The following is a 16,114-nucleotide window of genomic DNA, read 5'->3' on the forward strand; positions in this document are numbered from 1 at the left end:
TATCTCAGTTCCAATGTGGCCGATCACCCTCTCAGGTCGGCTACGCATCGTCGCCTTGGTAAGCCATTACCTTACCAACTAGCTAATGCGCCGCGGGCCCATCTCAAAGCGGATTGCTCCTTTGGTTACAGAATCATGCGATTCCGCAACTTTATGCGGTATTAATCTCCCTTTCGGGAGGCTATTCCCCTCTTTGAGGCAGGTTGCCCACGTGTTACTCACCCGTCCGCCGCTAATCCATTCCCCGAAGGGAACTTCATCGCTCGACTTGCATGTGTTAGGCACGCCGCCAGCGTTCGTCCTGAGCCAGGATCAAACTCTCAATTTAAAGTTCAATCTCAAACTCAAATTCACTGACTTTATGATTTATCATCATCATCTCTGTTTAATTTTCAAAGACCAATTTGTTTGCCGCTTCAAGCGACTTAATCATTATATCATTTAACTTTTTTCTTGTCAACATTTTTTTAAACTTTTTTCTTAACTTTTTAGTTTGTTTTAAACTTATAAGTTATTTTTAAAGTTTGTTTTCTGTTGAACTGTTTCGCCGCGTTTCAGCGACGTGTTTTATAATATCACGTATATACTCGTGCTTTTATCGGATATTCCTCCATTTAATTATATTATCCTCTATTATCTTTGCTTTTATCACTTTTTCTTATGATTTTATATACTGATACACTAGGAAAAGTTTTTTATATATTAAACTTGTTTGTAAAAATTTATCTCCCACCTTTAAATGATGGGAGACTTCTTTTTTAAATATATTAGGTTTTGTGAATCTCCCCTACCACAAGGGTACAGGGCTTCTTATAAACACATTATCTCTGCTCACTGCTCATTTTCTTCAATGGCATGGACTTCTTCTGAGTAAACTAAATTACAATAGATTTTGAAAGATTATTAAAAATATAACTCCCGGAACTCCAAAAAAGCCTGCTATTAATGCAGTAATTGCATTTACTCCTATAGTTAGTCCAAAAGCTCCACCTACTAAATTTACTAAAATTAATAACACTGCCCCCAAGACACCATTAATTATCAACTTTAATAATATTTTTAGCGGCCATGCTAATAACTTTACCAATAAAATCATTAGAACTATACCTATCAAAAAATATCCTATGTATTCCATAGCTATCCCCCCTAATAAGTGATAAGTTAAGTAATTGCCTATCGGGAAGTGGCAATTACTCCGCCAGACAAGCAAATGTGTTTTCCTTCCGCTTTTCTATGAAGCACTTTTTTAACACATCTTATAATAATTATTATACATCATTTTATTAATATATTACTTTAATATTTAATTAATTCAACATTTTCAGTTATAAAATAAAATCTAAAATGAAAAATAAAGCTATTTTAAATTAAGATCATTTATTCATCTAACATAGAAATTAAAATTTATATACAAAAGTTAAGTTACTGATTTATACCACTCTATCATTTCCTTGTATTATATAAGAATTTATCCTTATATTTTTAGATTTAGCTTGATTTAAAAGATATGCATATTTAGCATTTGCTGCGGCCTCTCTGTATATAGCATAATCAATTAAATTGGGATTGTCTGCTGTTTCAAAAAGCTCTCTGGCATATTCCAATTCTTTTATGGCAATTTCTAAAGCCCTTATTATTACCTTCTGCTCCTCAGTATATTTAATTCTACTAAACATATTTTCTTCAAAACTTTTATCCTTCATGAAAAACTCCTCTCCGGTAATTTAATATTTTCGTGCAAAATTATCCATCTTCTATAAGCCATATTAATTCACTATTTACAATATTACCTTGTATTCTTATGTAAAATGTTTTTTTCTTATATGAACTTACCACAGTCAAAGAAATACGATGCTTTACGGGCTGAATTATTGTAGTGCTTCAAAATATAACTTTTGATAACTTCACTTTTAAGTAAAATTGTAGCTATAAAAAACTTCTCATTTAATGTCTATTTAAATTATTGACAATAAATGAGAAGTTTATAACCAAAGTATGATTAAAATAAATTCTTTTAAATAAATTCTTTTAACTGAAAGAGCAGAGTTAGCTTGGGTAAGCTTGTACCGTTGGGTATATTAACCAAGAAGCTTCCACTTCAATGAAGTAATTGTGGATAGTTCTCAATTACCTTCCTTGTTATTTTAGCATTAATATTCCTTGTAAATAAAACACTACGATGCGCAAGAAAAAAACCCTAAACTAAAATTTTAGCTTAGAGTTTTATATAATCTTTTATATTTCTTGTATTCACAAAATAAACAAATTGTTTTAATTAAATAAAGTAGTCACATACATTTCCCTCAACCCCTTGGAAACACTTATTTGTTATTCTCTTCCATTTTCCTATTAATTTCCATTCCCCTTAAACCTGTCTCACTAAAGTCCTTACATTTTCTGATTTTTACCTCAAAAACCGAAAATAAAGTACTTGTAAAATGATGTTCTGGAATGAAGATAAATGAGTGTTTTTTATCCATTTCTCATATCCATTTTCTTTTCTAATCAATCTCTCAATTCATTGATTTATCTGAACTTTGGCCTTGTATCCATTTTCTTTTCTAATAAAAAATCTAATAAAAAAACCATAGTTCCAAGGCATTCCTTATACCTTTTCCCTATGGTTTTCTAACACTACTTTATTTGCTTCACTTCAGGCATTTAAAAAATGGAAGAAGTTTATTTGATTTAGACATTTCTTTTTATATTTCTTTTTATATTTCTTTTTATATTTCTTTTTGTGTTCATCAAACAAACTCCTCACCTTTTTCAAATAAAGTTCTCTCACCAGCACCCCTCAAACCCTTGAAAACACTGGCTTGTTATTCTCTTCCAATTATCCATTTAATTCCTTAATCCTTGAACCTGACCTTATAAAGTACTTATATTTCTTAAAAATTAGGGCAAAAAATGAAAATAAAGTTCTATTAGGATTGAGGAAATAATAGGATTTAGGAACAAGGGATAAGGGGATATTTTGTCCATTTATTCTTCCATTTTCTTTTCCATTCAATCTTCCAATCCATTTACCTTACTACCCTTGAGCCTTGCATCCTTTTTCTCTTCTAATAAAAATTCTAATAAAAAACCATAGTTTCTAGGCATTCCTTATACCTTTTCCCTATGGTTTTATACAACAACTTTATTTGCATTTTAAAATGAATTTGCATAATGATAGGACTTTATTTGATGGAGACATAGATAGAAGGATTCAATTATTTTCCCATTTTATGAATCGTTATTCGTACATAACTTTTGTTACCTTGTAACTTCAACTGCTAACTAATCTTACAATCTAGTATACAAAGAATAAAGGGTTTATTTGTTTCAACAAATAAACCCTTTATTCTAAATTAAAAAATTTCGTAATTAAATAACTCGCAATTAAAATAATCGTATTTAAATAACTTTGAAACTAAAAAATTTGAAATATTATTTGTAAGTTCATTATATAAAATTAAAATTATTAAATCAAGAACTTTTTTAAACTTTTTATAAACTTTTTTATACTTCTTAGTAATTATTATATGATTTTCTTGAAAAACTTATACTTCTTTTTTATTACCCTAGGAAGTTTTTATTACATATCCTTCCAATTTTCTTTTCTTTGTTTTTTGAACTTTATCATTCTCCTCCATATATTGTATGGTAATGGATGCTAAATGTTGCGACATATGTAAATTTTTTTGCAATTCATCATTTAACCATTTACCACCTAACATTTTATTACTATTGTTAGGATTCTTATACCACTCATCAATTAAATTAATTACATCATTAACCCAGTATTCTGGTTTCTTTCTTTCTAAAGGTATCTCAAGTATTTTTAAAATATCTAGATTTAAGTGCGAATAATTAGTAATATTCTGATATTGTGAAGTATTTTCATCTATATAATATAAATGAACCTTTTTCCCTTTATAAATCATTCTGCTCATAATTGGTATCATATCACTATCTGCCGTTATAAATACGAATGTATCTATTTCTCGATTTTTGTAATAAGTTTCTATAGCGTCAATTGATAATTCTATATCTGAAGCATTTTTTCGGTACTGTTCTTCTTTACCATTTCCATAAACATTTCTTATCTGAACTCTCTTTTCTTGCAAAACTTTTAATTTTATATCATTTACTTGGTCAAAATCTGCATATGCACGCATAGTACGTATTTTATTCTTAGTATATATTATATTCATTAAATTAAAAACGCAGAAGTTATTATCATTTAAATCTAGTGCATAATCTTTAAGACCATAGTAAATATTATCATAATCTACGAAAATAGCAACATTTTTCACCTCCTGTTCCTCTAATGTCTTCTTAATAATTTCAATTTGCTGATTATCCAATATATATGTCCCCCTTTCATAAATATTATAACATTATTTCACAAGTTCTACGGTCAAACTTTTCATTATTTGACAAATATATATTAATAATGTTTAGACTTTATTTTAAATAAAAACTTTAATAACCCATAAAAATTTTTTTGGTTTATTTGTCTGGTAAACGAACATATTTAAAAACCCTACTTAGATATAGGGTTTTATTCATCTATTAAACCCTATACAATTATAGATATTTATTTAAAATAGTAATATTGAATCCTTCATCTTTCAATATTTTATTAACCTCTCTAGAAATTGTTTTTATATATCTAGGCCTTACTCCTGCTGTTTCAATTAGATTCCATAATGTTATTTCTTTTCCCTGCCTTTCTAATTCTTCAATGCCCCATTTTATTTTTCTTATATGGAATTCTTCTAGACTTTCTAATTCTGAGTCTATATATGCCTTTGTCAATGGAAGTTTCTCCTTCCTTTTAGAGAGCCAACCGCTAATCCCTAACTTGCCTCCTATAGTTGACCATGTTATCCTTTCAGGCTTGCCCTCCTTCATTTCTTTTATCACTTCCTTAACTTTAGGAAGCAATTCAGCATCTCTTTTATCCCAATCAACAGTGTTAACTACTGTTTTTATTCTGCGATAGTTTTCTTCCATCCATTCACTATCATATCTTTTTAGCCATGCATAAACTCCATCGTTATTTTTACGAATTTGGCTACTGCTTTTATCAGGATATTGAGCATGGATTTCAAGCCACTTTCCCCTTAACCTTTCTCTTTTCATTCTGAATTCTTCTGTATCAGTAAACTTGCTGTGAAGATATTTCCCACCACCATTAAACTTCCAGAATTCTTCTATTTCAAGTCTATCAATAGCCTTTCTGATTGTCTTTGTAGATGACTTTAATATATCTGATATTTCTCGGATTGATAGTCCTGACTGGGTAAGTTCTATCAACCTCTGGTCCCACAGTTCCTGATAAGCATCAATATTGTTTTCATCTTCATTATTAGAGCCAAGTTTTGTATTAAATAAATCAGCCACTGGAATTCCGAGAAACCTCGCTAATAATAGATACCTTATTGAATAGGTTGTCCTATCATTATTTCTAACCATATCAGGTAGCCAACCTCCGCTATTAACTGATACAGGGGATTGAACAAGTACCAAGTATTCATGACCATAAAAATCCACAAAGTCTTGTTTTAACTTCTTTTGGTGAATATAATTGTTCATCCTAGCATAGCCTTTTTCAATCAACTTAACTCGAAACTGATTTCTAAACCACTCAGTCTTCTTAAATCCAAATTGATTATTTAGAAGTATTTCTACATCTCCTGCCATCCAAAGCATCTTCTTCATCAAATCATTTGAATAACTTATTTCTTTTTCTACAATACAGTTCTTACAAGATGCGCTAATAAACCTCTGTCTGTTACCTGCCCTTATGAGTTCTGTGCTATCACAAAGGGGTATCTTATGTTTTAAACATACAAATACCCCTGTAACCTGATGACTTCTGTGCCAATATGGCTCTCCAAATCTTTCTATGTCCTCTTTAAAACACTCAGGACAAAATCGAAAGTATTTATTTAAATTGATAGAATTTGATATTAGACCTATCCTCATGTAGGAAACTGCCCCTTCACCATTTCTCATAGTTCCAATTATCTTTTCAGCCCGTTCTTTTGGGATAAATGCTGCAAGAAAAGGAAATAAGGTATGCTTATAAATAAAATATTCTGCTGTATATTTTGTACCGACAGGCATATTTTCAATTAGTGCATCTAATTGTGTAGACAGTTCCATAACTGCTATACAATTCCTTGTTCCGAATAAGTCTTCAAAATTATGGATTTCTTTTATATTTCCACTTCGCATACAGTATCGTGCCAGCGTACTATATAATATTTCGCCTGGATAAGGTGTAGGAAAAAAGTTCACTATATCACCCCCTTGGCAAAAATATCATCTTTAAAACTTACAATATATCCTGATTCTTTTATAGCCTCATAAGCACTTTTATTATCCTTTTTGCCTTGTTCAATAACGGTTCGAATATCAGATGAGTGTACAGCATTTCGCCCTGATTCTCTTTCTTCCATTTTACCTGTTCCTTTTTTCCCTATCCCCCCTACTTCTTCATCCTTAAGTTGTTCTATCACACCTTTTACCATATCATCTGCACCTAAGTCTTGATTTTTAGAAAACATAGTATCAACTATTTTTTGTGCATTTTTAATATCTACGCCTAACTCAACAAGTTTTATCAGAGCCTCTTTTTTTACCCCTATAGAGCCCTCTTGCCTTAGTTTCTTTTGTTCTTTCTTTATCTCCTTAGCCCGCAAGTCCAGGTTAATAGATTCTCTCGTCCGAGTTAAATAATCTGTATAATCAATATCCGCCATATAGATATCCTCGTATTTAATAATTTCTCTTAGATTATTCGTCTTTAATGCAGTAATCATTGGCTGAATTAGTTTTAAATTCTCTTTTGCTACCTTTTTAATAATTTGTGGAGTTATCTCTTCCTTTCCTGTCGATATAGCATGGGCTTGAGCAATAGCATAAACCTTTTTTAATAAATCAGGTATCCCCTGGGTTTCTTCATATAATACATTACTTATTTCAGGGGTAAGGAGCGTTTCTTTCCTCATCCACTGGTAGTGCCATATAGAATCTACTAATAAGTCCCACACCCCATCTCTTTGAATCCTATCGCATACCATATCGCCACCGAGGCCTGACCCTCTGCGTGCCTGTCTGAAGTCTCCCTGAAGGACTTTGATTGCTTTTGGGGTTCCCACTAAAATAACTGGTACCCCTACATTATTCACGAGGTTTACAAAGAAACTTAACATCTTTTCACTTCCACCAGATTTGGCCATACTTAAATGTTGTATCTCATCAATAACTAAAATGCCTAGAGCACAATTTCTTACCACCTGATTCATGACGGTCATCATCACATCAACAGTTGGTCTTGTCCTCATTACTTTTTCATGATAATTGGTTCCAAGAAGCCTGTCTATTTCAGCGAAAAACTCGTATAGGAGTCCCTTAATTGAGCCGTCATGGGGGCATTCCAATTTCAAATATACTACTTGGTACATCGAAAAAGGAATTTCTTGATATTCAGAATGCACAATTATCTGAGGATATAAAGTTAGTACCCTATTAAGAGAAGAAGTCTTTCCCAAACCTGATATTCCTATCAAAGAAAATCCTAGTGACGTTGAATAAAAATCTTTATTATTTATTAGGTTACTAATATTCTCATGATACTCTCTGTAAAACCCTTGAGCCAGTTTGCTGCTAAATGGATTCCGGGAAAGGTATCCTTGCCTTATTGCACGAGAAATCTTTCTTTCAAGTTCTATGCTCATAGGGAGGGGCTGAAAAACCTGAAATAATCTGTCTACCATATGAATACGATAGTGACTGTCCAGTAATCTTTCACTTTTATTAAATTCGGGATAAAAAGTCAATCTTTCAATTGCCTCTTGGGCGGAAAGGAGATTAGGAAGAGATTCAATGAATGGATTGCCTTTATAATCTGGAATTATCTGCTCTGTATACTCTGCCTCTACTGCTATACTACCATTCGGTATCATCACTTTCTTCATCCATCATCACCTCTTTCTGTTTTTGAAACAGCAATTGCAGGGTATCCATCTCTTCGGTTTCTTTTTCTTCTTTGTTGGCTTTAAAATATTGATTATCATTGCCTAAATCAAAAGCCTCTTCTATCCTTCTTACGGACTTTTCAGCCTTCCTATTCCCCCTAATGTTCTTTACTCTTTGTCTATCACTTTCTACTGTGCTTGTCTCTCTTTCATAATCTTCTTCTGCTTGCTGAACTATGTCTTCTATTTCAGCAATTAATTGAGTCTTGGCTTGTGCTACATTATCTTTGCTCTTTTCCTGCTGCATTTTTTCTACTACTAATAAGTATTCTATTTCTTCGAATGCCTTATCTTTATATCTGCTGTTAGCATCTACCAAAAAACATTTCTCGTATTCATTAGGGTTATCATTATAGACATAGATGTAATCCATATTACGTGGGTCATAACTTATTTTAATTTTCCGTGTTCCCTTGGTTCGTGCATCAGCAAACATTCCGTTTTTTAGCATAGACTTTGCTGCATAATACATATCTTTATACCTAATCCCTTTTGCAGTCATAGTGGCTGTATCAGAAGGCATCAGTGCTAGTTTTGCAGCATCCTCTGGAACTGTTCTAAGTGTCCCACCTCGATTTGCAATACCCCAGTTCCAAAGTTCTATTGGAATACAGGAAACATTATCTTCAACCATATCTTCATCACGCTTATAGTAATCCAAATGATAATGATTATTGTGGTATAAAATGCATTTTATCATTATCTGAGTAAATTGAAATAAATCCAGTTTTGCTTTTATCCTATAGTCTTTATCCCCTCGTTCCCTTCCATCTAAATCCACAACACCTGGCACAAATGGCTTTACTCGCTCATTTGTAAGTCCAAAGAACCTTTCAACTGCTGATTTTAGGTCTGCTCTATAAGGTGGAGTATTTTGAACTTTCACATTTAGAGTATTAATAAGGTTATCAATATTTCCTCCTTCTAATTCTCCCCTGTCTGCAATAATAGTCTCTGGAAGATGATGTACTGGCCAATCCTTCTCCTCTATTTCAATACCATACTGCTTACAAAACTCTACTTTATTCATGGTTGCGTTTAAAAGCGCCATCATGGCTCCTGCATAAGAACCTGTTTCTAATCCAATATATAGACCACATATTAGTCTACTGAACTTGTCAATTACTGCATAAATGGCAGGCCTACCTATAACCCAGTTTCTGTTGAACCGTGATACTAAATAAACATCACCTACTTGACAGTCTATTTCAAATTGCCCAGGTTGAAATACTCCATCTAAAGAACTGCCTATTATAGGTCTATACTGTTTTTGATACTTTTTATTGCTGTATCTGCTAGTTATCTCTTTTTTTATATTTCGCTCCTTCTCAAACCAATACCTAAACTGCCCAAAGGATGGAATTTCCGCCTGAGGCTTTATAATTGGTATCTTAACTCCATTTTCTTCTTTAAAACCATCCGAAAAATATTCTTTTCTCATGAGTTCATAAGTCAATGTTAAAGAATTTTTTGCTGTGGTATAGTAGTATTTATTTACAGCAATACGAAAGATTCTTTTTATATCCTCAGTAACATTTACCCCTTCTCCTATAATAGACTGATTAGTTCTAGGTCTTCCTCTTTTCACATTTCCAGCCTTTCTCTCTTTACCCTTTGCTCCACAGTTTCGGTAATCTGGTAATAAAGCGTTGCAAGTTTTTCCCCTTTTCCAGTACCTTTTTAAATATTCCAGAATCCATGATTCACTTAATCCACAGGTTTCGGAGGCTCTTTTAATTAACTTCCCTCTAAAAGTGGATTGAAAAATATCTGGCTCCTTATCTACCATATCCCTAATTACTTCCCACGCCCTATCCCTAATTTCCTTATGTTTTTCAGGTATATCTTCTTCTTTTAACACAACTATAAATTCGTCATCATCTTTTATTTCTGCCTTCCCCCCAGCCAACGCATCTTCTATATCCTCTAATTTGCGAATATAAGGGACTTTATTTTTATTTACATCTATTGTGTAGGCTATTTCATCATCCATCCATAGAAGTCTCTCAATGCTAGTACTTTCAGTCCCGTCTTTCCATTCTATTAAAGAATTAACCGTATACCTTAACATCATTATTTCCCCCTTTGTCACTTATTTCAGGTATGTAAACTGATTTCCCTGTTTGACTAAGATTGATAGGCTTATCCATATCTAGAACTATTCTTTTCTCTGCAACTAAACGTTTAAATAATAGTAATCCCATTCCGACATCTAGTGAATAGTCTTTTTCAAATCCTGCTATAATGTTCTTTATGCTCTGCTTATTATCAATAAATCTGTATAAAATACCGTCAAACAAGTCATCAAACTCAGCCTTAGAAAGACCGTTGCAGTCATCAGAATTCATCGCTGAATGAACCCATTCTATATTTCTTGCCCTGACATCATTAATGTCCTTATTTGTTACGATTCCCCAATCTATACCTCTTGCTTTCCAGTACCTCCTTTCAATTTCCAGTTTCTCGATTGTACTCTTTTTCTCTAATTCTGATGCATATTTAATACTTCTGGCAGCAAAACTCTTTTTTCCATCAAAGTTCAATAGCGTAATCAAAAATGTAGTGGTTAGTATATAAGGCTCCTTGGTTTTCCTGTCTATAAACTTACCAAGTCTTAAATCCGATGTATCTTTTAACACTACTTCTAAATCTATAAGGGGATAATGCTCTCGAATATCAATGACTCTTTCTTCCCAATCTAGTAAATAAAAATACTTTAATTGCGTATCTGAAAAAAAATGATGTATTCTTTGAGTTGTCCACCCAAAAACTCTTGTTACCCTGCCCATACTGGGGAAATCCTGCACAGTTAACCAAGGCTTATATTCCTTCCCTTCTCCCTGACCCCTGCCTTCCTTTATCCATCTATTTAATTTATTTGAATCCCAATCATTGTTTCTTTTAGCCATTGAATTACCTCCAATACTTTAAAATTGCAAATAAAAAAATGCCACTGACCTTAAGGCATCTTTAAGATGTCTGTGTCAATGGCATTTTAATCCATTCGTTCTGTGTACTTTAATTTTATCATACAACAACTTTATTTTAAACGTTAAATTTCAATTTGAAATAAGGTATAGTGGCCAAGTAAAATTCTATGTATTACTTGCATAAGGAGGCATTTAAGTATCATGAAAGGAAGTATTTTTAGAACTATAAGATTGCTTATACTAGCAAACATATTCTTAATACCTTTTGTTGTAACCATTCAAAACATTGTTATACGCTTTGTTATAGGCTTATTCATAGGTTTTTCATATATTACATTACTGTCATTCACAAGTAAAATACAAAACTTATATGAAAAAGATGATTAAAGTAATAAGAAAGGCATTAGCAGGACATAATCCCCTAATGCCTTTTCTTATTTAGCAGAGAGTGTAGTTTTTTCATATTGCAATTTCTGGTATAATCCTAAACTCTTTGCTCCTTTACCCCTATGAATTCATATAATGGGTCTTTTATCTATTAATTTTTCATCGAATTTTTTCATTATTGTTTCATATTTTTTAAAATTTCTTTCTTCTTCTTCCTTATCTGTGCTAGAATTACGTATGTGTATTTCTAAATCAAGAAAACTTATGTCATCACGTTCTAACATAACATAATCTTCGTAGGTTTCTATATTATCCTTTATTATTTTTTTAATTCTTTCACAATCCTGTCTATCTTTTCTGCAATTCTCCACTATCTTCCATTCATTCTGTTTTATAAACATTTCCTCTTCTTCGTTTGCATAGCCTATATCTTCATCGAGGAAATCTAATAAAATCTCTACTTCTTTTTCAGTAAGATATAATTTCTTTTTTCTTTCTTTAAGATGAAAACCACGGGTAGATTTATGATTTTGTTCAATCTTTTTTAATCTAAAATTGTCTAGGCTCACTATATTATTTTCCATTTCGTATATACCTCACTTTTCCCTTTATTTATTTTTAGCATAACACAAAATTTTTCTAGAACTGCAAAAAAAGCAGAATAATATTAAGATTATATTACAATTGTATTAATTCTAACTTATAAAAAAATATTGGCGAACAAATCGCCAACATTCCAAACCAATATCAATTCAAAGCAGTCCTATTTTCTTGATAGTTATTAATGTAATCCCTATATTCCTTTATATCCTCTTTACTAATCATAGAATATATACTTTTTATTTGCCATACAAGGTCCTCATATTTCTTATTGTATATGCCCATTAATTGTAAATTTAAGTGTACACACTCCCTAAAAACTAAAAATTCTGCTATATTTAGTTCAAGTAAAATTTCCTTCCTATTGTACGGTTCAGCCATTAAAATAAGTACTTTAGTCATTATCATTTCTGTATTGGCGATATTTTCATGGATTGCAAAGTCATCTATAACTCCCTCTTCATATCTTAAAACTTCTAGATGCCTATTTATCTGCCGTAGCAATAATAATAACAATCCCTTGGGAATCTTAATCTTAATATTTACCTCATTAAACTTAGAATAAATTTCTTCTGGTTTTAAATGCATAGTATAAGCCCTCCCTATATTATAAAATTCCTGTTTCTTGAACTCTATATAATATAAAGAGGGCTGCATACTCTTTTCAAGTTTCCTAGTCGGTTAAACGACCGATATTTCATATTCCTTATCAATGAACCAGAACAACTGGAAACAAATTCAGTTTTGCAATGATTACTATGCTAGTAATCACTCTTTTTTGTTTGCTTTGGAGCATAAAATAAGGATGTTGTAAAATAAACCGTTTTTTATTATTCTTATAATCCTATCTTATTTTTCATATGTCTGCAGTATTCCACTGCAATTGAATGATTCAGTATCATATTTTGGTCTGAGGTATAGCATATAAGTGCTTCTTTTATTAATCCGTGATATTTACTATGAATATTTTTTATCCCCCATTCTCCACCTTCTTTTTTAGAAAGCACCAGTCCATCTTGCATATACGCTAAAACCCTGCATAGATTCAAAATAATATAAGTAGGATTATCTATTACTTCGTCTTCAGAATTTATAATATCGTTCTTAATACTATCTAAATATGCTTCCGACGGTATATCCCCAAAAACATCACTAATTTCTTTTCCATATAGAACAATGCCCCGATTCTTAATAATAACGAAATGGGCTGCTAAATCACGGTCAATCCCATTCATTTTTTTAACATATTCAATAGGATTACTCTTATACCAAGTTAGGTGCATATTTGAAAAATGTAAATCAAAAGGTGTTGGATAAACAAACTTTTTGCAATACTCACTCCTAACTACGCTTATCTCTATCCCTTTGGCTGGTGCATTATCATTCAAAGCAACAGCAACATCCATAAACATCTTCTTTTGCATGTCTGTAATTGCATTTTCTACTACAACCAAAATATCTAAATCACTTTTCATCGGATTAAAGCATCCCATAGCAATAGAGCCATGTAAATATACCCCCATCAACTTATCCTCAAAAATATGGCAACTATATTCAACCAATTTATTCAGTAACTCTTGTGTTTTCATTATATCCACCCACATAAAATATAAATAAACTTTAATTCATCCTAAATTACAGAAGCAGTGCAATCATCTAAAACTTCAGAACCTTTATATATTATATCATGAAATAGCATTCGTTAGAATAATCATGTATTCTATCTGCTAGTGTCTATCGGACGCCACTATTCCCACCAGATATAACCATATTCTAATCTAAGTTTGGTTTATCCAGGTCTTCTTTCAAATCAGCAATATTTCAGTAGTAGCAATCAATAAATATATCAGTAATATTTTCTTCATTATTTTCTGCACAAAGATTTGCTCTATAGAATATATCCAGCCTCTCATCAAATCCTTTGTCAACTTGATAAACACCATTAAGCATAAAAGTCTCCAATATAGTGAAATTGCCAAAAATCGTTACACTTCTGATAAATAATCACTCCATTTATTTTTTAATTTAAAGGTATTATATAAATAGCACCTATCAAATAAAATTTTAGAGTGATTTTTTATTAACTCATTCCTCCAAATCAAACTAATTATTTTTATTAAAAAAGGTTTTAGTAGCCTAAATAACCTACCAAAACCCTTTGTGGTAATAATTGTTAACCTTCAGTTCCTGTCTTCGAATATTTCTCAACAATTTCTTTTAACTCACTTATATTTGCACCACTCATCTTATATAGACCAGAATTAATAGATATACTAATCGCTTTCTGCCTTATTTCTTCATCATTTTTAATAATATTATTTAATGCCTTTGCTAACTTAGAACTCATTCCTCTTGGAAACTTTTTTTGATTATAATATAAAGTTAAAGTGTCAAGTGCTGCTTTCTTTTGTGCCAATCCACCTTCAAGTAAGTAAATAAAAGTATTATTAATAGTCGCATTCAGTTTATTTGCTGCTAAATACTTATCATTATCTTTTAAACCAACAAATAATTGAAGTAGCCTGTTAATTTCACTCTCTAATGAACTGTTTTTCATTTTATCCTCTATTAGAGAATAGTAATCTCTTCTTTCTTCATCACTATCTATCTTCTCTGATACTGTATTCAATGTGTATAGATATTCATTATCAACTTTACCCTCCATAAAGAGTTTAATAGTGTTTTCCCTTACACTTCTTTCGTTAAACAGCAAATTATTGAACACATTTTTCTGTACTTCCTTTTCAAATACTGAATACATAGATAAAAGTATTCTTAATTCTACATCTTTATAAGTAAAATCTAATTTAGAAATTATTTTACATAAGTTGTTTATTTTATCAGACATGTTAAACTTTTTATCGATAAATTTAAATATTGTATCTAGAAGTTGGTTTATAATTTCGTTACCGTAATAAATTAAAATTTCAATAATCTTTTGTGAGTTATTATCTATTTCCTTAGAATTTTTTGAAATTATATTGGACAAAATTCTTTGCCTAATATTATTATCAGATAGTATAGTATAGTTTTGGATAAACTGTTTTACAGCAAAATCATATATTAGATTGCTTTCTATTTTAGTTAATATACTAGAAAAGTATTGGTTTATTAAACTATTAGTATTAAATAAGTATAACAAGTCATTATATGTAGTATATGTCAATTTAATGATTTCTTCATTAACAGGGTTAGGATTCCTTTGTTGAGAATTTATTATCGTAATCAAAATATTTGACAATGGACTTACTTTATCAGGTTCTATAATAAATGAACATTGCCTTAGTATCAAATATAAAAACTTCATTATACTCTCATTCACTTGATGACTTTGGTTACTAAGTAAGTTTAATATAGTTTGTAAAATAGAATTTTTTTGTGCAGAATCAATGTATTCTTTTATACCATCTAGGTATTTAACTAAATATTTGCTACTATTATTTGTTGTTCTTAAGGAATTTATAACTTGTATTATGCTTTGAACTATTCTATCCATATTGCCATATTCTTCAGCAATATCATTAACAACATTTGTATAATTTCTTATGAAGAATTCATTTTCTTTAGTATAATAATCACATAACCTGTTAATTATTTTTGCTTTATTATCATCATCAATTTTATATTCTTTCCCAACTTTTATTATCAACTTAAATATTTTATTACATTTGTCACTATCTTTACACTTACTTGTTTCCAATGATAAAGCATCAATTATATTTGCAGCATATTCACTAATATCTTTATTTAAATTTATAATATTATCTAAAATTTCAACGCAAGTAAATGACATTATTTCATTATCATCATTAATATAATTTAATAGTTTTTCAGTTAATAAGTTGTGACTATTATTACTCAATTTTTCGCTAATATTAAGTAAATATTCTGCTATTATCTCTTTCTCATTGTCTGAGTATTGCTCTTTAAAATCCATTATTGTTTCAAAAATATCTCCTGCAAAATATTTTTCTAATGCTTTCCGGTTATTATTAATTTTACTTATTATCCTTATTACTTCTTTATGGTTTTTTTCATGTAGTTTAACTAAAAATCTATCTAGTAGACTAATATCAAATGACAACTTATGATTCATACAAACAGCATTTAATATATTAATTGTATAATTTAAATTATCTAATGTCAGGCTATGCATATACT

Annotated in this window: 15 protein-coding genes and 1 rRNA gene; 1 reads left to right on the forward strand and 15 read right to left on the reverse strand. The window is 30.7% G+C overall.

Annotated elements, in window-relative coordinates; all coding sequences use genetic code 11:
- The 10 genes from FGK85_RS12075 to FGK85_RS12110 form a co-directional block, all read right to left on the reverse strand.
- Positions 1-328, reverse strand: a 16S ribosomal RNA gene (locus tag FGK85_RS12075); the annotation flags it as partial.
- Between the two features lie 552 nt (positions 329-880).
- Positions 881-1,135, reverse strand: a complete 255-nt coding sequence (locus tag FGK85_RS12080) for a pro-sigmaK processing inhibitor BofA family protein (RefSeq protein WP_138206991.1) — start codon at positions 1,133-1,135, stop codon at positions 881-883.
- Positions 1,136-1,430: 295 nt separating this feature from the next.
- The gene (locus FGK85_RS12085) at positions 1,431-1,703 is read right to left on the reverse strand and encodes a DUF2508 family protein (protein WP_138206993.1); all 273 of its coding nucleotides are present in this window, start codon (positions 1,701-1,703) and stop codon (positions 1,431-1,433) included.
- A gap of 618 nt (positions 1,704-2,321) precedes the next feature.
- Positions 2,322-2,480 (reverse strand): hypothetical protein, encoded by a 159-nt coding sequence (locus FGK85_RS15410; RefSeq protein WP_171011410.1) that lies wholly within the window; start codon positions 2,478-2,480, stop codon positions 2,322-2,324.
- Between the two features lie 356 nt (positions 2,481-2,836).
- Positions 2,837-3,013 (reverse strand): hypothetical protein, encoded by a 177-nt coding sequence (locus FGK85_RS15415; protein ID WP_171011411.1) that lies wholly within the window; start codon positions 3,011-3,013, stop codon positions 2,837-2,839.
- A gap of 553 nt (positions 3,014-3,566) precedes the next feature.
- Complete coding sequence (locus FGK85_RS12090) at positions 3,567-4,352, reverse strand: NYN domain-containing protein (RefSeq protein ID WP_243122868.1); 786 nt, start codon at positions 4,350-4,352, stop codon at positions 3,567-3,569.
- Positions 4,353-4,575: 223 nt separating this feature from the next.
- On the reverse strand, positions 4,576-6,294 hold the full coding sequence (locus FGK85_RS12095) for a TnsD family Tn7-like transposition protein (protein ID WP_243122869.1): 1,719 nt from the start codon (positions 6,292-6,294) through the stop codon (positions 4,576-4,578).
- The gene (locus FGK85_RS12100) at positions 6,294-7,964 is read right to left on the reverse strand and encodes an ATP-binding protein (RefSeq protein ID WP_243122870.1); all 1,671 of its coding nucleotides are present in this window, start codon (positions 7,962-7,964) and stop codon (positions 6,294-6,296) included. The genes FGK85_RS12095 and FGK85_RS12100 overlap by 1 nt, the downstream gene beginning before the upstream one ends.
- A complete protein-coding gene (locus tag FGK85_RS12105) occupies positions 7,948-10,107 on the reverse strand; it encodes a Mu transposase C-terminal domain-containing protein (RefSeq protein ID WP_171011412.1) in 2,160 nt (719 codons plus the stop codon). The genes FGK85_RS12100 and FGK85_RS12105 overlap by 17 nt, the downstream gene beginning before the upstream one ends.
- Complete coding sequence (locus tag FGK85_RS12110; RefSeq protein ID WP_138206999.1) at positions 10,088-10,945, reverse strand: TnsA endonuclease C-terminal domain-containing protein; 858 nt, start codon at positions 10,943-10,945, stop codon at positions 10,088-10,090. The genes FGK85_RS12105 and FGK85_RS12110 overlap by 20 nt, the downstream gene beginning before the upstream one ends.
- A 222-nt stretch (positions 10,946-11,167) precedes the next feature.
- On the opposite strand from FGK85_RS12110, the gene FGK85_RS12115 reads away from it, so the two are divergent.
- Entirely contained in the window at positions 11,168-11,353 is a 186-nt protein-coding gene (locus tag FGK85_RS12115) for a ribonuclease BN (RefSeq protein ID WP_138207001.1), read from the forward strand.
- 128 nt (positions 11,354-11,481) lie between these two features.
- Here FGK85_RS12115 and FGK85_RS15500 read toward each other — a convergent pair whose 3' ends face one another.
- The 5 genes from FGK85_RS15500 to FGK85_RS12135 form a co-directional block, all read right to left on the reverse strand.
- Positions 11,482-11,937: a hypothetical protein gene (locus FGK85_RS15500; RefSeq protein WP_207670532.1), complete on the reverse strand. Its 456-nt coding sequence runs from the start codon at positions 11,935-11,937 to the stop codon at positions 11,482-11,484.
- 163 nt (positions 11,938-12,100) lie between these two features.
- Positions 12,101-12,541: a hypothetical protein gene (locus FGK85_RS12125; RefSeq protein WP_129723532.1), complete on the reverse strand. Its 441-nt coding sequence runs from the start codon at positions 12,539-12,541 to the stop codon at positions 12,101-12,103.
- A gap of 248 nt (positions 12,542-12,789) precedes the next feature.
- Positions 12,790-13,542 (reverse strand): aminoglycoside adenylyltransferase domain-containing protein, encoded by a 753-nt coding sequence (locus tag FGK85_RS12130; protein ID WP_138207003.1) that lies wholly within the window; start codon positions 13,540-13,542, stop codon positions 12,790-12,792.
- 232 nt (positions 13,543-13,774) lie between these two features.
- A complete protein-coding gene (locus FGK85_RS15780; protein WP_279232922.1) occupies positions 13,775-13,903 on the reverse strand; it encodes a hypothetical protein in 129 nt (42 codons plus the stop codon).
- Positions 13,904-14,126: 223 nt separating this feature from the next.
- A partial coding sequence (locus tag FGK85_RS12135) for a hypothetical protein (protein ID WP_171011413.1) occupies positions 14,127-16,114 on the reverse strand: 1,988 nt, incomplete at its 5' end.

The organism is Haloimpatiens lingqiaonensis, from assembly GCF_901447495.1.
GTDB classification, from domain to species: Bacteria; Bacillota; Clostridia; order Clostridiales; family Clostridiaceae; genus Haloimpatiens; species Haloimpatiens lingqiaonensis.